This window comes from Streptomyces nogalater, from assembly GCF_039532885.1.
In the GTDB taxonomy this organism is placed as follows: domain Bacteria; phylum Actinomycetota; class Actinomycetes; order Streptomycetales; family Streptomycetaceae; genus Streptomyces; species Streptomyces nogalater.
In genome coordinates, this window is the sequence record NZ_BAAASM010000019.1 from 22,223 (window position 1) to 40,315 (window position 18,093).

Sequence of the window (18,093 nt, forward strand, 5' to 3'; positions counted from 1 at the left end):
ACAAACCGATAGGATCGCCCCATGCGCCGTTCGAAAATCGTCTGTACTCTCGGCCCCGCGGTCGACTCCCACGAGATGCTCGTCGCCATGATCGAGGCGGGCATGAACGTAGCCCGCTTCAACTTCAGCCACGGCACCCACGCCGAGCACCAGGCGCGGTACGACCGCGTCCGGGCCGCGTCCAAGGAGACCGGCCGCCCCATCGGCGTCCTCGCCGACCTCCAGGGCCCGAAGATCCGCCTGGAGACCTTCGCCGAGGGTCCGGTCGAGCTGGAGCGCGGTGACGAGTTCGTCATCACGACCGAGGACGTGCCGGGCGACAAGCACATCTGCGGTACGACGTACAAGGGGCTGCCGGGCGATGTCTCGCGCGGCGACCAGGTCCTGATCAACGACGGCAACGTCGAGCTGAAGGTCCTGGACGTCGAGGGCCCGCGGGTGCGGACGATCGTCATCGAGGGCGGTGTCGTCTCCGACCACAAGGGCATCAACCTGCCCGGCGCGGCCGTCAACGTGCCCGCGCTGAGCGAGAAGGACGTCGAGGACCTGCGCTTCGCCCTCCGCATGGGCTGCGACATGGTCGCGCTGTCCTTCGTCCGGGACGCCAAGGACATCCAGGACGTGCACCGCGTCATGGACGAGGAGGGCCGCCGTGTCCCCGTCATCGCCAAGGTGGAGAAGCCCCAGGCGGTGGAGAACATGGAGGACGTCGTCGCGGCGTTCGACGCCGTGATGGTCGCCCGTGGCGACCTCGCCGTCGAGTACCCGCTCGAAAAGGTCCCTATGGTGCAGAAGCGCCTGATCGAGCTGTGCCGGCGCAACGCCAAGCCGGTGATCGTCGCCACCCAGATGATGGAGTCGATGATCACCAACTCCCGGCCGACCCGCGCCGAGGCCTCGGACGTGGCCAACGCGATCCTGGACGGCGCCGACGCGGTGATGCTGTCGGCCGAGTCCTCGGTGGGCGCGTACCCGGTCGAGACGGTCAAGACCATGTCGAAGATCGTCACCGCGGCCGAGCAGGAGCTGCTGTCCAAGGGTCTGCAGCCGCTGGTGCCGGGCAAGAAGCCGCGCACCCAGGGCGGTTCGGTGGCCCGCGCCGCCTGCGAGATCGCCGACTTCCTCGGCGGCAAGGGCCTGATCGCGTTCACCAAGTCCGGTGACACCGCGCGCCGGCTCTCCCGCTACCGGGCCACCCAGCCGATCGTCGCCTTCACCACGGAGGAGTCGACCCGCAACCAGCTCACCCTGAGCTGGGGCGTCGAGTCCTACGTCGTACCGTTCGTGAACACCACGGACGAGATGGTCGACCTGGTGGACCAGGAGGTCGCCAAGCTGAGCCGGTTCGACGCGGGCGACACGGTGATCATCACCGCCGGTTCGCCCCCCGGTGTCCCCGGCACCACCAACATGCTCCGCGTCCACCACCTGGGCGACCAGAGCAGCTGACCCGCCGGGCCCACGGCACACCGGGGGCGCCCCCTGCGACAGGGGGCGCCCCCGGCCTTGTGCGGCTCCCGGACCGGCTCGTGCGACCGCTCAGTCGGTCGTGTACATCCGCATGCCGGGGATCCGCAGATTGCCGCCGAACTGGGCCGCCTGTACCACCTTGACGTGGGTGAAGTAGATCGTCGGGATGTTCAGCGGCGGCGGGTTGTCGGGGCTGAAGGTCACCGGGATCAGCCCCAACAGGTTCCCGGAGATGCTCTCGGTGTACATCACCGTGTCACCGCCGGTGATGGTCGACTCCGAGCCCTTGGCGGCCTCGACGTGGTACGTCTTGTTCGCCTGCTTGTCCTTGACCGTCTGGTGCAGGTCATCGATCTGGGTGCCTTTGGAGATGACGTACTTCAGCACCTTCTTGGTGGTGCCGTTCGCCCGCCTCACCTCCACGATGCCCTGGTAGTCCGCGCCCTTGAGCCACAGGGCACTGGCTTCCAGGTACCAGGGGTCGTCCGCCACGACCACCGTGTTGTCGACGCCGCCCTCGCGGTCCGTGGCCACCGGGCAGTCCTCGGTGGAGGGGGCCCCGCTCCCGGACGGGCTCGGCGTGCCCGAGGGGGAGGAGGAGGGGCTGGTCGACGGGGCCGACGGGGTCGCGTCCGCGGCCGGCTCGGTGGTGTCGTCCACGCCGGCCTTCGCACCGGTGCCGCTGGTGCCGTCGGCCTTCTTCCCCGTGTCCCCGGCGGTGTCCGCGGAGGCGCCGCCGCCGGAGCCGGTGCCGGAATCCCTGGCCTCGGGCGACCGGGACGCCGTAGGGGCCGGGTCCGGGGCCTTCGGGGAGGTGTTGGTGTCCGCGCCCGGGCCGGTGTCCGTGGCCTTGTCCCGGCCGCCGGTGAGGATGTCACCGATCGTGTCGCCGATGGTGCCCAGGATGTTCCCGTCCCGCGTCTTCACCGGCGCGCCCGTGTCACCGCCGGAGCCCGAACCCGCTCCGGCCGCACCGGAGTCCGGGCCTGCCGCGGCGGTGTCCGAGCCTGCCGTACCGGAACCCGCGCCGGAGGAGCCGGAGTCGTCCGCGTCCGGTCCCGTGGCAGCGGGGCCGGAGGTCGCGGTCGGTGCGGGCGTGGCCTTGTCGTCGGAACCTGAATCCGGCGAAGAGGTGCCGCCCTTCTGACGCGTCTTCCCGCTCCCGCTCTCCTTCTCGCTCCCGGTGGTCTTCGACGGCGACGGCGCGTCCGAGGCACTCTCGGAGGCGGACGGCGACGGCGACCGGGCGGGATCCTCACCCTTGCCCTCGTCCAGCGCCTTGGCGCAGGCCTCGTACTCATCGGGCGTCAGGTCCTTGGCCGACGCCGACGCGGACGGGGACGGGGACGAAGGGGGGTTGCCGTTGTTGTCGGCGAGGGCCAGCGTGGATGTGAGGCCCATGCCCATGAGCACCGCCGTGGGCATCGCCACGGAGGCTATGGCCTTGCCGGCCGGCATGTGGAACCTGGTGAACAGCGACTTCCTGGGGGCCGCGTGGCGGGGCCCGGTTCTCGCGCGGGACCCGTCCACGTCGCTCCCGCGGGTCACCTCGTCAGCCGGCACTGTACCTCCCGTTCGCCCCGTTGACCGGGGTCGTTCCTGACAGGTCGTTCGACTCGCCCACCCCGTGGGCCGTCCCCGGCGCCGCGTCCCCGGGAGCACCGCCATCGCCGGCCGGGGCCGCCGCGGCACGCCCCGCCGACTTGTCCGGCGCCCAGGCCACCGCCATGGCGCCGCCGAACAGCGAGAGCAGGAAGCCGATGACGAAGCCGCCGAAGTTGGAGACGGGGAGGGACACCAGCGCCAGCAGGATCGCGGCGACGCCGGCGAAGACCCGCACGTGCTGCTGGAACCACAGGGTCAGCCCCAGGACGACGAGGAGCACACCGATGATCAGGGACCCCGCTCCCGCGGTGGTCGCCATGGCCACCGTGAGCTGACCGAACTTGATGTGGGCGTACGGGAAGTACATGATCGGAAAACCGCCGAGCATGACGTACAGTCCCGCCCAGAACGGGCGGCGGCCCCGCCAGGCGCGGAACTGCAGCCTCCGGCGGGTGAACTGACCGGGTACGGCGGCAGAAGTCTCGGCGCTCATGGACAACAGCTCCCTGGTGCGGCGTTGCTCTGGTGATGTGATGCCGGCTGGGAAGGCCGGGGGGTGCGGGGAGGGCGGGGAAACCAGTGGCTCCCCCGCCCGTCATCGTGTGCCTAGTAGCACTCGATTCCCTTGCCGCTGTCCCAGTGCAGTCCCATGTGCAGGTTGGACAGCTTGAACGTGCCGGCGGTGGTCGCCCACGCCGTCTGCTCCACGCCGGTCAGGACGGCCGTGTCGGCCTGCTGCGCGAACCCGAAGGGGCTGGCCTTCTTCTGCTTGTACTCGTCGGGCTTGGGCTGAGGGCCCTTGGTGGCGCTGCCGGCCGCGACGCCGATGTCCATCTCCCTGAACAGGGCCTCGTCGGCCTTGAGATTGGCGACATCGATGTAGAGCTGCGACGCCTCGACATCCTTGCCCTTGTCACCCGCGGTCAGCCTGAGGGTGACCTTCTTGCCCAGGAACGGGATCGGAGTGACCACCGACTGGCACATGTTGGTGATCTCGGCCGTGTTGAAGGCCGAGACCGCCACCGGGTGCGCCGCGTCCTTGCCTTCGAGGGTCTTGCCCGTGTCGACCGCGCCGTACTGGGTGAAGCCATGACCGACGAGCTTGTCGGCGCTGACCTTGAACTCCTGCCCCGACACACTGAACGAAGCAGCGAGAGCGCCCTGCGCGAGGGCGACACCTATCGCGGCTGTAGCGGCCACGCTGGGCACCATGACCACAGCGAACCGCTTCCATCTGGTCCCGCCACGCACCTGGGACTCCATATTTCCTCCTTCTCGGACGTACATCTCCTGGCCCGGACTCGCCCTCGGTCGGCGGCTCGGCCGGGCAGGGATGGGAGAAGTGCTACGTCCTCGGAAAGGAGAGCGCCCGCACTCGGCGGCGCACTGTGCGCCCGAATCACCGGCGATCACCCCCGAGCGACAACCACTGGTCGCGCCTGACACACATCACGCACAACCTTGCGGGCAGGCTTCGCCGGGGCGGCGAAGACCCCCCTGCCCTGGACCCGCGCCACTGCCGCCGGCCCCGCTCGGTGGGGACCCAGACTGCCCCGCGACCCGGCCGGCTGCCGGGGTACGGGAAGGGACCGAGCGTCGCCGATCGTGGTGCATTCTCGGCCTGGACACAAGGGGGTTCGTTACTGGCTAGTAACGGCGAGATAACCGGAATACGACCGACCGGTCTCGGAGTGCGACGTACGGTGGCATCGCTGGGCAGAGCAAAGCCGTTGATCCCTGGACGAATCCAGACAGACCAACGGCCTCGATTTACTCGCAGTAACAGCGGCCGCGTTTCCCAAGATTTGGTAAAGCGCGGCCGCCGTGACGCCTTGACGGCGAACCTTTCACCCCGGCCTCACGAGCCGTGGCCGGGTGGCGGCCCCTCAGAAAAGAGCACGTGCGAGGGCCCGGCGGGCCCCCACCACCCGCGGGTCCTCCTGACCCACGACCTCGAACAGCTCCAGCAGCCGGCGCCGTACGGCGTCCCGGTCGTCGCCCGCCGTACGCTGCACGGTCTCGATCAGCCGGCCGAACGCGTCCTCGACATGACCCCCCACCAGATCCAGGTCGGCGGCGGCGATCTGCGCCTCGGCGTCCTTGGGCCTGTCGGCGGCCTCCTGACGGACCTTCTGCGGATCCATGCCCTGCACCCGCCGGAGCAACTCGGCCTGCGCCAGGCCCAGCTTGGCCTCCGGGTGGGCCGGATCGTCGGCCAGCACGTTCTGGTACGCCCGGACGGCCCCGTCCAGGTCGCCCGCGTCCAGCGCCTGCGCGGCGGCGTTCAGCGCCGCGTCGTACGGGCCCTCGGCCGGCGCGGCCGGCGCCGCACCACCCGGCTCGGCCTCCGGGTCGACGGTCAGACCGGTCAGCCCGAAGCGCTGCTCGGCCACCGTCACCAGCTGGTCCAGGGTCTGCCGGATCTGCTGCTCGCCGGCCGCGCCCTGGAACAGCGGGAGGGCCTGGCCCGCGACGACGGCGAAGACGGCCGGGATGCCCTGGACCCCGAACTGCTGCATCAGCATCTGGTTGGCGTCGACGTCGATCTTGGCGAGGAGGAAGCGCCCGTTGTACTCGACGGCCAGTCGCTCCAGGACCGGGCTCAGCTGCTTGCAGGGCTGACACCACTCGGCCCAGAAGTCGATGACGACGGGAACTTCGGCGGAGCGCTGCAGGACCTCCCGCTCGAATCCTGCCTCATCGACGTCGATGACGAGATCTGCCGGGGAGACGGCCCCCGTACCGCCCTGCCGGGCGGCTTCGGCGCGCGCCTGCTCGGCCTTGGCCTTGGCCTCCTGGGCCGCCTTCACCGCGGCGAGGTCGACGACACCGCTCATGGACATGTTCCGTGGCTGCATGCGTCTATCCTCCCCCGAGCCGGCGTCTGAGTGAAAAAGCGTGGTGTGGCGCCGGGTCCCCACCCGCGCCTCGTGGCCATCGCCCGTGTACGTCCCTCACAGGCTTTCGCTACGAGTCGTAGCGTAATGCCATGAGGACATCGCGCGACACCACACCCCGGTGATCTCCCTCACGGCGCCTCAGGAGCCCCGGTTATGGTCGGGGAATGCAGAGCCGCACCCCCGCCAGCCGTACCGGACGCCCGCGCAGCGCCGCCGCGGACACCGCGATCCTGGCCGCGACCCGGCAGGCTCTGGTCGAGCTGGGCTGGTCCAAGCTCACCCTGTCGGACGTCGCGACGCGGGCCGGGGTTGCCAAGACGACCCTGTACCGCCGCTGGGCAGGCAAGAACGAACTGGTCGTGGACGCCGTCGCGGAACTCTTCGACGAACTGGAGGTCCCCGACCTCGGCAGCCTCGCCGCCGACATCGAGGGCGTGGTCGTTCAGTTCGCGGCCATCCTCGCCCGCCCGGAGGCCAGGAGCGGGCTGATGGCGGTGGTCGCCGAGTCCACCCGCGACGACGCGCTGCGCGAACGCATCCGCGCCTCGATCGTGGACCGGCAGATGCGGCTGGTCCTCCAGGGCCGCGCCCGCGCCCAGCGCCGCGGCGAACTCCCCCCGGAGCCGGACCCCGAGGAGGCCGCCCGCACGGTCGGCCTGATCTTCGACATGGTCGCGGGCGCCGTGGTCCACCGCACCCTGGTCAGCGGCAAACCGGCCGACGAGGAGTGGGTCCACAGCTTCATCCGGATCCTCCTGCTGGGCCTGGTGGGAGCGGCCCGGACGCCGTAGACACGACGGCGCCGCCCGCCGGGGCACTCCCCGGCGGGCGGCGCGTCGGCGATGCGACCGGAAACCGGCCGATCCGGTCAGAAGCCGGCCGGCTCCGTGTAGACCCCCCACTCGTCCCGCAGCACCCCGCAGATCTCGCCCAGGGTGGCCTCGGCGCGTACGGCGTCCAGCATCGGCTCGATCATGTTGGCCCCGGAGCGCGCCGCCGCCAGCATGCCGTCGAGGGCGGCCCGCACGGCCGGCTCGTCGCGGGCGGCCTTGCGCCCGGCGAGGACCCGGACCTGCTCACGCTCCACCTCGTGGCTGACCCGCAGGATCTCCAGGTCCCCGGTCACCGACCCGGTGTGGACGTTGACGCCCACCACCTTCTTGTCGCCCTTCTCCAGCGCCTGCTGGTAGCGGAAGGCGGACTCGGCTATCTCGCCGGTGAACCAGCCGTCCTCTATCCCGCGCAGGATCCCGGAGGTGATGGGCCCGATCGGATGACGCCCGTCCGGGTGAGCCCTGAGCCCCCGCTCCTTGATCTGCTCGAATATCTTCTCCGCGTCCGCCTCGATCCGGTCCGTCAGCTGCTCGACGTACCAGGAGCCGCCCAGCGGGTCGGCCACGTTGGCCACCCCGGTCTCCTCCATCAGCACCTGCTGGGTGCGCAGCGCGATCTCCGCGGCCTGCTCACTGGGCAGGGCGAGGGTCTCGTCCAGGGCGTTGGTGTGCAGCGAGTTCGTCCCGCCGAGCACGGCGGCCAGCGCCTCCACGGCGGTGCGCACCACGTTGTTGTACGGCTGCTGCGCGGTCAGCGACACACCGGCCGTCTGGGTGTGGAACCGCAGCCACTGCGCCTTGTCGCTCCGCGCCCCGTACACGTCCCGCATCCACCGCGCCCAGATGCGCCGGGCCGCGCGGAACTTGGCGATCTCCTCGAAGAAGTCCACGTGCGCGTCGAAGAAGAAGGACAGCCCCGGCGCGAACACGTCCACGTCCAGGCCGCGGCTGAGCCCCAGCTCGACGTACCCGAACCCGTCGGCCAGGGTGTACGCCAGCTCCTGCGCGGCCGTGGCCCCGGCCTCCCGGATGTGGTAGCCGGAGACCGACAGCGGCTTGTACGCGGGGATGCCCGCCGCGCAGTACTCCATCAGGTCGCCGATCAGCCGCAGATGGGGCTCCGGCTGGAAGAGCCACTCCTTCTGCGCGATGTACTCCTTGAAGATGTCCGTCTGCAGGGTCCCGTTGAGTACCCGCGGGTCGACACCCTGCCGCTCGGCGGCGACCAGGTACATGCAGAAGACGGGCACGGCCGGACCGCTGATGGTCATGGAGGTCGTCACATCCCCCAGCGGGATGTCCTTGAACAGCACCTCCATGTCGGCGGCCGAGTCGATGGCGACCCCGCAGTGCCCGACCTCGCCGAGCGAGCGGGGGTCGTCGGAGTCGCGGCCCATGAGCGTCGGCATGTCGAAGGCGACGGACAGCCCCCCGCCGCCCGCCGCCAGGATCATCTTGTACCGCTCGTTGGTCTGCTCGGCGTTGCCGAAGCCGGCGAACTGGCGGATCGTCCAGGTGCGCCCCCGGTAGCCGGTCGGGTGGAGCCCGCGCGTGAACGGGTACTCCCCGGGCCAGCCGATCCGCTCGAATCCCTCGTACGTGTCACCCGGCCGGGGCCCGTACACAGGCTCCACGGGGTCACCGGAGAGCGTGGTGAAGTCCGCGTCCCGCTTGCGCGCGGCGTCGTAACGGGCCTGCCAGCGGCGGCGGCCCTCCTCGATGGCGTGAGCGTCCATACCCTCGAATTTACTTGGACGTCCTAGTAAATGTCGATGGCAGACCGCCGTACGGCATCCGTACGGCGGTGTGACTACGCCTCGGCGACGGCCGGAGCCTGCTCGGCGACCTTGGCCTCCAGCTCGCGGCTGATCTTGCGCTCGACGAAGAACGCGGCCGTGGGGATCGTGCCCGCGATCAGCACCCACAGCTGCTTGCCGACCGGCCACTTCGCCTTGGAGCCCAGGTCGAAGGCGAAGACCAGGTAGACCACGTACAGCCAGCCGTGGGCGATGGCGACGACCCGCGTGAAGTCGGCGGCACCGTCCATGTCCAGCCCATACTTCGCGATCATGCTCAGGCACAGCAGCACCAGCAGGACACCCGTGATGTAGGCCAGGACGCGGTAGCGGGTCAGCACGCTCTTTTTCATGGAGTCGAGCGTAACCACCCGTTCCGGGAGATCTTGTCCCGGGTCACTCCTCCGTGAAGTCGTGTGCCGCGATCCTCAGCGGGCGGAACATCGCGAAGATCTCGCGGCACTCCTCCGCGTCGTACACGCCGAGGCCGAAGTCCATGGCCATCAGGTCACGGGTGGCCGCGTCGACCACCTCGCGGCCCTTGTCGGTGATGACGGCGAGGGTGCCCCGGCCGTCGTTGGGGTTGGGCCGCTTGGCCACCAGCCCGGACTTCACCAGCCGGTCCACGGTGTTCGTCACGGACGTGGGGTGCACCATCAGCCGCTCACCGATCTTGGACATCGGCAGCTCACCGGCCTTGGAGAAGGTGAGCAGGACGAGTGCCTCGTAGCGGGCGAACGTCAGCCCGTACGGCTTGACCACCGCGTCGACCTCCGCGAGCAGGATCTGCTGGGCCCGCATGATGGAGGTGATCGCGGCCATGGCGGGCACGTTTCCCCAGCGCTGCTTCCACAGCTCGTCGGCGCGGGCGATGGGGTCGAAGGGAAGGCTGAGAGGCTTGGGCACGTCATCAGACCCTACCGGCCGGTCATATGCCGGTCAGCCCCGTCTCGCCCTTCGGTCACCGGTCGTTCCCGCCCGGTCGCGCGGGGCCGGCGCACGGCAGCACGGCGTGCCGGGCGCACCGGCTCCCCGGTGCCGTCCCACCTGGCGATCCCGTGCGCAAGGGGCCTGCCGACCGCCCGCCGGCGGACGCCCGGCCGCCGCGGCTACGGGGTGCGCCGCCGCAGCTGGTGCCGCACGGCGCGCTGGGCGACCGGGCCCAGGGACTCCACCGCGGCGACCAGGGCCCCCAGCTGCTCCAGCGCGTCCAGGGCCGCCCCGGCCCCGGCCTCGTCCACCCCTTCGTACAGTTCGATCCCCACGAAGGACGCGGCGACCGCGCGCGCCAGCCCCGCCGGATCGGTGAACTCGCCGAACGGTGTCGCCGCCAGCACCCGGCGGAGCACCCGCTCGATCTCGGTGATCCACAGGTCGAGTCCGGCGGCGGTGGCCGGGCCAAGGCCGGGGTGGGTCGGGGCGCCGGCCAGCAGCTGGCCGAGCAGGGCGACATGGCCCCCGGCCCGCTCGCGTTCGTGGATCTCGCGGCCGACGGTCAGGAGTTCGGACAGCGTGCCCACCTCGGCGAGCCGCTCCCGGTAGCGGGCCACCGCCTTCTCCGCCCCGTACCGGCAGGCGGCGGCGAGCAGCTCGTCCACGGAACCGAAGTGGTAGAAGACCAGCGCCTGGTTGACGCCGGCCGCCGCAGCCACCGTACGGGCCGAGGTCTTGGCGATGCCCTGTTCGGTGAGGGTGCGCAGGGCGCCTTCCAGCAGTCTGGTCTTGGTCTCCTGGGCCTTCGCGGTCTCCGGGCTCATGCGCGCGCCTCCTCCCGCACCGGGCGCAGTCCGGGCCGCACCCCGCAGGCACGGATGTCGGTGTACGAGGCGGTGAAGGAGCCCTCGTAGCCGAAGAGCGGCCCGAAGTACCGGTTCACCACGCGCACCCGGACGCGGAAGCGGCCGGTGGTCTCGTCGTAGGACTCGCGTACCTCGGCGGTGGCGCCGACGAGCTCGGGGACGCGGAGGTCCACCGGGCCCTCCCGGAACCGGTGTGCTCCGGAGCGGATGAGCAGGGAGCCGTCGGGTTCGGCGTGGAAATGCAGGTCGGTGGCGAGGTGCTGGTGGGTGCCGAGGTAGTCCAGGACGCGGTCGCCGCGGGGGCCGAGGACCATCTGCGCGTCGAAGCGGCGGGCCCGGCCGGGCAGGTCGAAGGTGCGCACGAAGCTCACCGTCTCACGGCCGAAGCCGTCGGTGTACGGCACGTTCTCGATCACGAAGGGCACGTTCCGGCCGGCCCGCGGGACGAGGATGTTGCGGGTGCCGCCGAGGGCGAGGAAGGGCTTCACGAACGCCGGTCCGTGCCAGATCCGGTCCATCACGCCCCGGCCGGTGCATGCCTCACCGCCGGCCAGGCCGACCGAGAAGCGGCGGCGCAGGGCGGGGTGGAGGCGGTCGAAACCGGGGCCCATCGCGGTACGGAAGATCGAGGTCATCGGTGCTTCTCCAGGGACGTCATCCATGCTTGTCCAGCGTCTTCGGCAGGCGGGGGGCGCGGACGCGGGTGGCGGGGGCGCGCAGGCAGCGGCGGGCGGCCGGGGTGCCGGCGAGCGGTGCCTTGAACAGGGCGAGGAAGACGCCGAGTACGAGCAGCAGCGGGCACAGGTAGGCCGTCGCGTCGGTGAGGGGGCCGGGCAGGCCGGGGGGCGGGCCGTGGCCGAGCACGGTCAGGCAGAGGGCGAGGACGAGGGCCCGGACGGCGAGTTCGGCGAGCCAGTTGCGAAGGGCCCGTTCGGGGGTGATGCCCCGCTCCAGCCAGAGCCGGAGCCGGTCGAAGGACCAGGCGGTCGCCCACCCCATGAGCGGGCGGAACAGCAGGCGGTCGGCGAGGGCGCCGAGGGGGCCCCAGCGCGGGCGGTAGTCGTAGCCGGTGAGGAAGCGGACGCCGTGGGCGTCGGGCACGTAGCGCCAGTAGCCGCCGCCGTCGGCGATGAGGGAGAGGGGGTGCGCGGAGGCGAAGCGCAGGGCGGAGGTGCGGGTGCCGTCGGCGCGTTCCTTCTCGCCGGCGGCGACGCCGGTGCCGGAGACGGTGAGGAACGGCAGCACGCGCGTGGCGTAGCGGAAGCGCTGCGGTTCGCCTTCCGCGCGCGGGAGGTAGTCGATCTCGGTGAAGCGCAGGTCCCAGCGCTGGTGCCGGGCGGGGTCCTGGGTGCGCGCCCACAGTTCGTCGAGGTCGGCGCGGATGTGCGTCTCTATGTAGAGACCCATGTGTTCCCCCACGTGAGCACCGTGTTTGAGCGACTGCTCAAATCATCTGACGCTGAACGTACACCTCTTTGAGCGTCGCTCAAACATGAGGGACGGGAAAACCCCGGCCCAGACGGACCGGGGTTCTCGCGCGGGGAAGAGGGCGCGCCTACCGGGCGAGGTGGCGTTCGACGGTCTCCACCTTGCTGGTGAGCCCGTCGGTCACCCCGGGGCGGATGTCGGCCTTGAGGACGAGTGACACGCGCGGGGCGCGGGCCTCCACGGCGGCGACGGCGCGCTTGACGACGTCCATGACCTCGTCCCACTCGCCCTCGATCGAGGTGAACATGGCGTCGGTGCGGTGGGGCAGGCCCGACGCGCGGACCACGCGCACGGCGTCGGCGACGTACTCCCCCACGTCCTCGCCCACACCGAGGGGCGTCACGGAGAAGGCGACGATCATGCGTTCACGACTCCTTCCTTGCGGGCGCGGGCGGCGATGACGGCGTCCTCGGCCTCGCGGCGCAGCTTGCGCTCGATGACGAAGCCGCCGCCGGGGATGATCGAGTACGCGAAGTAGAGAGCCGCCTTGCCCTTGTTCCACTTGGCTCGGTTCCAGGCGTCCGCCCAGAAGAGCACATAGAGGACGAACAGCACCCCGTGGATCGGGCCGAGCACCGGGGCGACGTCGACGCCGGAGGCGACCGTGTACTTGATGATCGTGCAGGCCGCGAGAACGATCCAGGAGATACCCTCCGGCACGGAGATCAGGCGGAGGCGGCGGATGGCGGAGGCAGTCTTCAGGTCCACGGGTCACCTTCGGTGGGAGGGGCGCTGAGGGCACGGTCGTTCGCGCTCTGGTTTGTGAACGCACGCACAAGCGTTCCCCCATTGTGGCAAACCTCGCCCCCAGGGGTCCGCTCAGGGTGGGTTTCCCCCCGTGGGCCCTGTTCCGCCCACCCGCGCCGCCGCTAGTTTCGCAGCGTGGCGATGTTCCGACTCCAGGGCAGCAAGGTGCTCGCCGTCGACATGACCGGGGATGCCGTGAAGGCGAAGAACGGCTCGATGGTCGCGTACGACGGGGAGATGGCCTTCAAGAAGCTGAGCGGCGGCGGTGAGGGGCTGCGGGGAATGGTGACCCGGCGGCTCACCGGCGAGCAGATGACGGTGATGGAGGTGAAAGGACAGGGGACGTGCTGGTTCGCGGACCGGGCGTCCGAGATCAACCTGGTCACCCTCCAGGGGGACAAGCTCTACGTCGAGGCGGGCAATCTGCTGGTGACGGACGCGGGGCTGCGCACGGGCACGACGTTCACCGGCGTGCGCGGCGCCTCCCAGGGCAACGGCCTGTTCACGACGACCGTGGAGGGTCACGGACAGGCGGCGATCCTCTCCGACGGCCCGGCGGTCGTCCTCCGGGTCACCCCGCAGTACCCGCTGACCGTCGACCCGGGCGCCTATGTCGCCCACCAGGGTGACGTCCGGCAGTCCTTCCAGTCCGGTGTGACGTTCCGCACGTTCCTCGGGGAGGGCGGCGGCGAGGCCTTCCAGATCCGCTTCGAGGGTGACGGGCTGGTGTACGTGCAGCCGAGCGAGCGGACCACGATCGCGGGGGACGTGTGATGACCTTCCGGGAGATCAACTCCAAGATGGTGGAGGCGACCGTGGCGCCGGGGCAGCGGCTGTTCAGCCAGCGCGGCGCGATGCTCGCCTATCGCGGGGACGTGTCCTTCACGCCCAACGTGCAGGGCGGCCAGGGCGGGCTGATGTCCATGATCGGGCGCCGGGTGGCCGGCGAGGCGACCCCGCTGATGACCGTGGAGGGCAGCGGCACGGTCTTCTTCGGGCACGGCGGCCACCACGTCCATGTGATCACCCTCGCCGGGGACACGCTCTATGTGGAGGCCGACCGGCTGCTCGCCTTCGAGGGCACCCTGCGGCAGGGCACGATGTTCCTGGGCGCCCAGGGCGGGGTGATGGGCCTGGTGCGCGGGCAGGTCACGGGGCAGGGGCTGTTCACGACGACGCTCCAGGGGCACGGCTCGGTCGCGGTGATGGCGCACGGCGGCGTCTTCGAGGTCCCGGTCACCCCGCGGCGCCCGGTCCATGTCGATCCGCAGGCGTACGTCGCCCACCACGGCGAGATCCGCAACAAGCTGTCCACCGCGCTCGGCTGGCGCGAGATGGTGGGCCGCGGCTCCGGCGAGGCCTTCCAGCTGGAGCTGAGCGGCAACGGCACGGTGTACGTCCAGGCCTCGGAGGAGAAGCTGTGAGCACCTACGGAACCCCGGGCGCCGGGCCGGCCGTGTACGACCCGCTGTCGCTGCCCGCCGACGACAACGTCAACCCGTACACCTTCTGCGTGGAGCTGAAGGGCGGGCAGTGGTTCCTGCAGAAGGGGAAGATGATCGCCTACTACGGGACGATCGAGTTCAACGGCATCGGGCACGGGCGACTCGACCGGCTTGTCCGTACGTCGTTTCATTCGCCACTGCACGCGAGCGACTGGGTCGTGGCGGAGGGCTCCGGGAAGATGCTGCTGGCCGACCGGGCGTTCGACGTCAACTCCTACGACCTGGACGACGGGAACTTGACCATTCGCGCGGGCAATCTGCTCGCTTTTCAGCCAAGTCTCGCGCTCAAACAGTCGATCGTCCCGGGATTTCTGACCCTTATCGGAACCGGAAAGTTCGTAGCCGCATCAAACGGTCCGGTGGTGTTCGTGGAACCTCCCCTCCGGGTGGACCCGCAGGCGCTCGTCGGGTGGGCCGACTGCCCGTCCCCGTGCCATCACTACGACCATGGGTACCTGACGGGTGTACTGGGCGGTCTACGTGCGATGACGGGCTTGGGCGGGGTCTCCGGGGAGGAGCACCAGTTCGAGTTCGCCGGCGCGGGGACGGTCCTGCTGCAGTCGACCGAGACGCTCATGGCCGAGGCGGCGACGGGGGCGGTTCCGCCCGATCCCGGCGTTCCGGGAGGTGGCGGAATGGCACCGGGCGGACACGGTCCGCAATCATCGGGTGCACCGCGCCTTCCCGGACAGCTGGGAGACCTCCAGCGTCGCTTCGGGCTGTGAGCGGTAGTCTGCGGAGTGTGACGTCGAACGCGTGCGCACGTCACACCACCCGAAGTAGTTCGCCATTCAACTTCTTAGGTAGACTTCATTCATGGAGACCGAGACGGCCACGCGCTGGCTGACCGATGCGGAGCAGTGCGCCTGGCGCACCCACCTGGAGGTCAACAGGCTGTTGACGTACCAGCTCGAAAAGGATCTGCAGCCGTTCGGCCTGACAATGAACGACTACGAGATCCTGGTGAACCTGTCCGAGTCGGAGGACGTACGGATGCGGATGAGCGACCTGGCCTCCGCGACCCTCCAGTCCAAGAGCCGGCTCTCGCACCAGATCACGCGCATGGAGAACGCCAACCTGGTACGGCGCGAGAACTGCGACACGGACCGGCGGGGGCTGTACGCCGTGCTCACGGACCACGGCATGGAGACGATGCGGAAGGTCGCCCCCCATCACGTGGCATCGGTGCGCCGGCACTTCATCGATCTGCTGTCGCCGGACGCGCTGATGGAACTGGACAAGGCGCTCAAGCCGGTCGCCGAGCACCTGAGAGGACAGCGAGGGCGCCCCTGAGCAGCCGGCGGGTCCGGCCGGGCGCGGAGCGGTAACCGGCGCCCACCCGGCCAGGGGCACGTGGTGCGGAGGGCCCTCGCGGGGGCCGGTTCACCCAGCGGCACCCGCCTGTGAGGCCGGGTCACCCGTCGACGCCCACCGGACGCGGACGGGCCACTCACCGTCGCTCACCAGGCGGGACCCTGCTACCGGGCGGAAGCGGGCCCGCTCCACCGGCGCTCACCCGGCAGGCCGGACCCGGCCGCCGGGCGAACCGGCGCTCACCGTGCGGGGCAGGGATCGCACGACGGCAGCGCCCCCGCTCAGCCGTGCTCAGCGAGCGCCGCCGTCGCCCGCTTCGGCCTGGGCGTACGTCTGGCGGCTGCCAAGGCCGTGGTCAGGGCGGTGGCGCCCGCCAGGGCGAAGCACAGGGGCAGGGGGAGGCGGTCGATCAGCAGTCCGGCCGCCAGCGCCCCGGCCGAACTCCCGGCGTTCACCCCGGTGTTCACCCAGGCCCCGGCCCGGATCCGGGTCTCCTGCGTCGCCGTCTCGTCGGCCAGCAGATACGCGGTCGTCAGCGCCGGCGCGATGAACGCGCCCGCGAGGGCCAGCACGCCGGACAGGACCCACAGGCCGGGGGCCAGCCCCGCCACCGCCAGCACCACTCCGAAGGCCGCGGTGAACCCGCACAGCCGGGCCCGGGCGGGCGCACGCCAGCGCACCGCCCCGGCCGCGAGCCCGCCGAGCGCGCTGCCCGCCGAGAGAGCGCCCAGGACCCAGGGGACCAGCGCGGTGTCGGAGGAGCGCGCCGCGGCGAAGGCCAGCACCAGCAGTTCCACGGCGCTGATGGCCAGCCCGAGACCCAGCGCGGCCACGACCGCCGGCAGCAGGCCCCGCACCGGGACGGGCCGTCGGCGGCGGGTGGCGGGGCGCGGACCGGGCAGCGCCGGGGAGGTGACGAAGGCACAGGTGCCGGCCACGTTCAGGGCCGCGCTCAGCAGGATCCCGGCGGCCGCCGGGGCCACTCCCAGCAGCGCGCCGACCAGCGCCGGACCGGAGACGTAGAGCAGTTCCTCGGCGACGGCGTCGAGGCTGTAGGCGCGCCGCGCCATGCCCTCGTCGGGCATCAGCGCGGACCACAGGGCGCGCATGGCCGGTCCCAGCGGCGGCGCGCAGCAGCCCGCGAGCGCGGCCGTGCCGGCGACGGCCGCGGCGGGTGCGCCCGGACGCCAGGTCAGCGCGGCCAGGAGGGCCAGCAGGGCGCCGTACAGCACCGACATGGGCAGCAGGGCCCGGCGCGGGCCGTGACGGTCGACCAGGGCGGCGCGCAGCGGCATCAGGAAGACCGTGGCGGCGCCGAACAGGGACAGTACGACACCGGAGACGGCCCAGGAGCCGGTGGCGGCGGTGACGGACAGCGGCACCGCCATGCCGACCGTGGCGTAGGACAGACGGGCCGTCAGGGCGGCGGTGAAGGTGCGGCGGGCCTGGGGCACGCGCAGGACGGCGGCGTACGAGGGCCGCGGCAGGGGCGTGGACACGCGGAAGTTCCTCTGGAGAGGCGGAAGAAGGGGACACCTGAGGGCGCGGTGACCGCTTTCCGCGGCCCCGTCTGCCGGGTGTGCCCTACGCCATGAGGAGGAACTGCATGCCGGTCACGGTAGCAGTGTGATCACCGGACCGGAAAGGGTTCAGCCCTGGGTCAGCCCCGCGACCAGTTGGTCCGCCGCGCGGTAGGGGTCCAGTTCGCCGGCGACGATGCGTTCGGCGAGGGCGCCGAGCCGGCGGTCGCCGTGCAGGTCGCCGATGCGTTCGCGCAGCGCGGTGACGGCGATGGTCTCCACCTCGCGGGCCGCGCGGGCCTTGCGGCGCTCGGCGAGGACGCCCCGCTCCTCCATCCAGGCCCGGTGCTTCTCCAGGGCCTCCACGACCTCGTCGACGCCCTCGGCGCGGGCCGCGACCGTCTTGACGATGGGCGGGCGCCAGTCGCCGGGGCCGCGGGCCTCGCCCAGGCCCAGCATGTGGTTCAGTTCGCGGGCGGTGGCGTCGGCGCCGTCCCGGTCGGCCTTGTTGACCACGTAGACGTCGCCGATCTCCAGAATCCCGGCCTTCGCCGCCTGGATGCCGTCGCCCATGCCCGGGGCGAGCAGCACCACGCTGGTGTCGGCCTGGGAGGCGATCTCGACCTCCGACTGGCCGACGCCGACCGTCTCGACCAGGATCACGTCGCAGCCCGCCGCGTCCAGCACCCGGATGGCCTGCGGGGCGGCCCAGGCCAGCCCGCCGAGGTGGCCGCGGGTGGCCATCGAGCGGATGTAGACACCGGGGTCGGAGGCGTGGTCGGACATCCGGACCCGGTCGCCGAGCAGGGCGCCGCCGGAGAACGGGGAGGACGGGTCGACGGCCAGGACGCCGACCCTCCTGCCCTGTTTGCGGTAGGCGGTGACCAGCGCGGAGGTGGAGGTCGACTTGCCGACGCCGGGCGAGCCGGTCAGGCCCACCACATAGGCGTTGCCGGTCAGCGGCGCCAGTGCCGCCATGACCTCCCTCAGCTGCGGTGACGCCCCCTCCACCAGGGAGATCAGCCGGGCCACGGCCCGCGGCCGGCCTTCCCTGGCCTGGGCCACCAGAGAGGAGACGTCCTGCATCACAGCTCCGTTCACTTCACCGACGTACCG

The 18,093-nt window shown here is 71.2% G+C and carries 20 protein-coding genes; 6 read left to right on the forward strand and 14 right to left on the reverse strand.

What is annotated here, in order from left to right; genetic code table 11:
- Nucleotides 1-21: 21 nt before the first annotated feature.
- Nucleotides 22-1,449, forward strand: coding sequence for a pyruvate kinase (gene pyk / locus ABD350_RS15065; protein WP_344348569.1), 1,428 nt, complete (start codon nucleotides 22-24; stop codon nucleotides 1,447-1,449).
- Nucleotides 1,450-1,539: 90 nt separating this feature from the next.
- Here the strand turns inward: pyk and ABD350_RS15070 are convergent, their stop codons facing one another.
- From ABD350_RS15070 to ABD350_RS15085, 4 genes are all read right to left on the reverse strand, one after another.
- Nucleotides 1,540-3,033, reverse strand: coding sequence for a hypothetical protein (locus ABD350_RS15070; RefSeq protein ID WP_344348570.1), 1,494 nt, complete (start codon nucleotides 3,031-3,033; stop codon nucleotides 1,540-1,542).
- Nucleotides 3,023-3,568, reverse strand: a complete 546-nt coding sequence (locus tag ABD350_RS15075) for a DUF6114 domain-containing protein (RefSeq protein WP_344348571.1) — start codon at nucleotides 3,566-3,568, stop codon at nucleotides 3,023-3,025. Before ABD350_RS15075 ends, ABD350_RS15070 begins: the two co-directional genes overlap by 11 nt.
- 113 nt (nucleotides 3,569-3,681) lie before the next feature.
- Nucleotides 3,682-4,338: a DUF6230 family protein gene (locus ABD350_RS15080; RefSeq protein ID WP_344348572.1), complete on the reverse strand. Its 657-nt coding sequence runs from the start codon at nucleotides 4,336-4,338 to the stop codon at nucleotides 3,682-3,684.
- 623 nt (nucleotides 4,339-4,961) lie between these two features.
- A complete protein-coding gene (locus ABD350_RS15085; protein WP_344348573.1) occupies nucleotides 4,962-5,933 on the reverse strand; it encodes a tetratricopeptide repeat protein in 972 nt (323 codons plus the stop codon).
- A 206-nt stretch (nucleotides 5,934-6,139) separates the two neighbouring features.
- Between ABD350_RS15085 and ABD350_RS15090 the strand changes: the two genes are divergently transcribed.
- The gene (locus ABD350_RS15090) at nucleotides 6,140-6,766 is read left to right on the forward strand and encodes a TetR/AcrR family transcriptional regulator (RefSeq protein ID WP_344348575.1); all 627 of its coding nucleotides are present in this window, start codon (nucleotides 6,140-6,142) and stop codon (nucleotides 6,764-6,766) included.
- Between the two features lie 77 nt (nucleotides 6,767-6,843).
- On the opposite strand, the gene icmA is transcribed toward ABD350_RS15090, so the two are convergent.
- The 8 genes from icmA to ABD350_RS15130 all read right to left on the reverse strand — a co-directional run bounded on the left by icmA (nucleotide 6,844) and on the right by ABD350_RS15130 (nucleotide 12,599).
- Nucleotides 6,844-8,544, reverse strand: a complete 1,701-nt coding sequence (gene icmA, locus ABD350_RS15095) for a coenzyme B12-dependent isobutyryl-CoA mutase large subunit (RefSeq protein ID WP_344348576.1) — start codon at nucleotides 8,542-8,544, stop codon at nucleotides 6,844-6,846.
- Nucleotides 8,545-8,618: 74 nt separating this feature from the next.
- Nucleotides 8,619-8,957: a DUF3817 domain-containing protein gene (locus ABD350_RS15100; protein WP_344348577.1), complete on the reverse strand. Its 339-nt coding sequence runs from the start codon at nucleotides 8,955-8,957 to the stop codon at nucleotides 8,619-8,621.
- Between the two features lie 43 nt (nucleotides 8,958-9,000).
- Entirely contained in the window at nucleotides 9,001-9,510 is a 510-nt protein-coding gene (locus ABD350_RS15105) for a MarR family winged helix-turn-helix transcriptional regulator (RefSeq protein ID WP_344348578.1), read from the reverse strand.
- A gap of 203 nt (nucleotides 9,511-9,713) precedes the next feature.
- Nucleotides 9,714-10,361, reverse strand: coding sequence for a TetR/AcrR family transcriptional regulator (locus tag ABD350_RS15110; RefSeq protein WP_344348579.1), 648 nt, complete (start codon nucleotides 10,359-10,361; stop codon nucleotides 9,714-9,716).
- Nucleotides 10,358-11,038: a DUF4166 domain-containing protein gene (locus tag ABD350_RS15115; protein WP_344348580.1), complete on the reverse strand. Its 681-nt coding sequence runs from the start codon at nucleotides 11,036-11,038 to the stop codon at nucleotides 10,358-10,360. Before ABD350_RS15115 ends, ABD350_RS15110 begins: the two co-directional genes overlap by 4 nt.
- A 19-nt stretch (nucleotides 11,039-11,057) precedes the next feature.
- Nucleotides 11,058-11,810, reverse strand: coding sequence for a hypothetical protein (locus ABD350_RS15120; RefSeq protein WP_344348581.1), 753 nt, complete (start codon nucleotides 11,808-11,810; stop codon nucleotides 11,058-11,060).
- Between the two features lie 148 nt (nucleotides 11,811-11,958).
- Nucleotides 11,959-12,252, reverse strand: a complete 294-nt coding sequence (locus tag ABD350_RS15125; protein WP_344348582.1) for an MTH1187 family thiamine-binding protein — start codon at nucleotides 12,250-12,252, stop codon at nucleotides 11,959-11,961.
- Nucleotides 12,249-12,599, reverse strand: a complete 351-nt coding sequence (locus ABD350_RS15130; protein ID WP_344348583.1) for a DUF3817 domain-containing protein — start codon at nucleotides 12,597-12,599, stop codon at nucleotides 12,249-12,251. Before ABD350_RS15130 ends, ABD350_RS15125 begins: the two co-directional genes overlap by 4 nt.
- A gap of 180 nt (nucleotides 12,600-12,779) precedes the next feature.
- Between ABD350_RS15130 and ABD350_RS15135 the strand changes: the two genes are divergently transcribed.
- From ABD350_RS15135 to ABD350_RS15150, 4 genes are all read left to right on the forward strand, one after another.
- Complete coding sequence (locus tag ABD350_RS15135; RefSeq protein ID WP_344348704.1) at nucleotides 12,780-13,412, forward strand: AIM24 family protein; 633 nt, start codon at nucleotides 12,780-12,782, stop codon at nucleotides 13,410-13,412.
- Nucleotides 13,412-14,062 (forward strand): AIM24 family protein, encoded by a 651-nt coding sequence (locus ABD350_RS15140; protein ID WP_344348584.1) that lies wholly within the window; start codon nucleotides 13,412-13,414, stop codon nucleotides 14,060-14,062. Before ABD350_RS15135 ends, ABD350_RS15140 begins: the two co-directional genes overlap by 1 nt.
- The gene (locus tag ABD350_RS15145) at nucleotides 14,059-14,868 is read left to right on the forward strand and encodes an AIM24 family protein (protein ID WP_344348585.1); all 810 of its coding nucleotides are present in this window, start codon (nucleotides 14,059-14,061) and stop codon (nucleotides 14,866-14,868) included. The genes ABD350_RS15140 and ABD350_RS15145 overlap by 4 nt, the downstream gene beginning before the upstream one ends.
- Before the next feature lie 91 nt (nucleotides 14,869-14,959).
- The gene (locus ABD350_RS15150; protein WP_344348586.1) at nucleotides 14,960-15,436 is read left to right on the forward strand and encodes a MarR family winged helix-turn-helix transcriptional regulator; all 477 of its coding nucleotides are present in this window, start codon (nucleotides 14,960-14,962) and stop codon (nucleotides 15,434-15,436) included.
- 302 nt (nucleotides 15,437-15,738) lie between these two features.
- Here ABD350_RS15150 and ABD350_RS15155 read toward each other — a convergent pair whose 3' ends face one another.
- On the reverse strand, nucleotides 15,739-16,956 hold the full coding sequence (locus ABD350_RS15155; RefSeq protein WP_344348587.1) for an MFS transporter: 1,218 nt from the start codon (nucleotides 16,954-16,956) through the stop codon (nucleotides 15,739-15,741).
- Nucleotides 16,957-17,106: 150 nt separating this feature from the next.
- Nucleotides 17,107-18,063, reverse strand: coding sequence for a methylmalonyl Co-A mutase-associated GTPase MeaB (gene meaB / locus ABD350_RS15160; RefSeq protein ID WP_344348588.1), 957 nt, complete (start codon nucleotides 18,061-18,063; stop codon nucleotides 17,107-17,109).
- Nucleotides 18,064-18,093 lie beyond the last annotated feature (30 nt).

Bases quoted from the DNA above. Each gene is read 5' to 3' on its own strand.
- ABD350_RS15115 (WP_344348580.1), bottom strand. From the start codon at position 11,038: ATGACCTCGATCTTCCGTACCGCGATGGGCCCCGGTTTCGACCGCCTC.
- pyk (WP_344348569.1), top strand. From the start codon at position 22: ATGCGCCGTTCGAAAATCGTCTGTACTCTCGGCCCCGCGGTCGACTCC.
- meaB (WP_344348588.1), bottom strand. From the start codon at position 18,063: ATGCAGGACGTCTCCTCTCTGGTGGCCCAGGCCAGGGAAGGCCGGCCG.
- ABD350_RS15150 (WP_344348586.1), top strand. From the start codon at position 14,960: ATGGAGACCGAGACGGCCACGCGCTGGCTGACCGATGCGGAGCAGTGC.
- ABD350_RS15110 (WP_344348579.1), bottom strand. From the start codon at position 10,361: ATGAGCCCGGAGACCGCGAAGGCCCAGGAGACCAAGACCAGACTGCTG.
- ABD350_RS15125 (WP_344348582.1), bottom strand. From the start codon at position 12,252: ATGATCGTCGCCTTCTCCGTGACGCCCCTCGGTGTGGGCGAGGACGTG.
- ABD350_RS15100 (WP_344348577.1), bottom strand. From the start codon at position 8,957: ATGAAAAAGAGCGTGCTGACCCGCTACCGCGTCCTGGCCTACATCACG.
- icmA (WP_344348576.1), bottom strand. From the start codon at position 8,544: ATGGACGCTCACGCCATCGAGGAGGGCCGCCGCCGCTGGCAGGCCCGT.
- ABD350_RS15085 (WP_344348573.1), bottom strand. From the start codon at position 5,933: ATGCAGCCACGGAACATGTCCATGAGCGGTGTCGTCGACCTCGCCGCG.
- ABD350_RS15140 (WP_344348584.1), top strand. From the start codon at position 13,412: ATGACCTTCCGGGAGATCAACTCCAAGATGGTGGAGGCGACCGTGGCG.
- ABD350_RS15075 (WP_344348571.1), bottom strand. From the start codon at position 3,568: ATGAGCGCCGAGACTTCTGCCGCCGTACCCGGTCAGTTCACCCGCCGG.
- ABD350_RS15120 (WP_344348581.1), bottom strand. From the start codon at position 11,810: ATGGGTCTCTACATAGAGACGCACATCCGCGCCGACCTCGACGAACTG.
- ABD350_RS15090 (WP_344348575.1), top strand. From the start codon at position 6,140: ATGCAGAGCCGCACCCCCGCCAGCCGTACCGGACGCCCGCGCAGCGCC.
- ABD350_RS15080 (WP_344348572.1), bottom strand. From the start codon at position 4,338: ATGGAGTCCCAGGTGCGTGGCGGGACCAGATGGAAGCGGTTCGCTGTG.
- ABD350_RS15135 (WP_344348704.1), top strand. From the start codon at position 12,780: ATGTTCCGACTCCAGGGCAGCAAGGTGCTCGCCGTCGACATGACCGGG.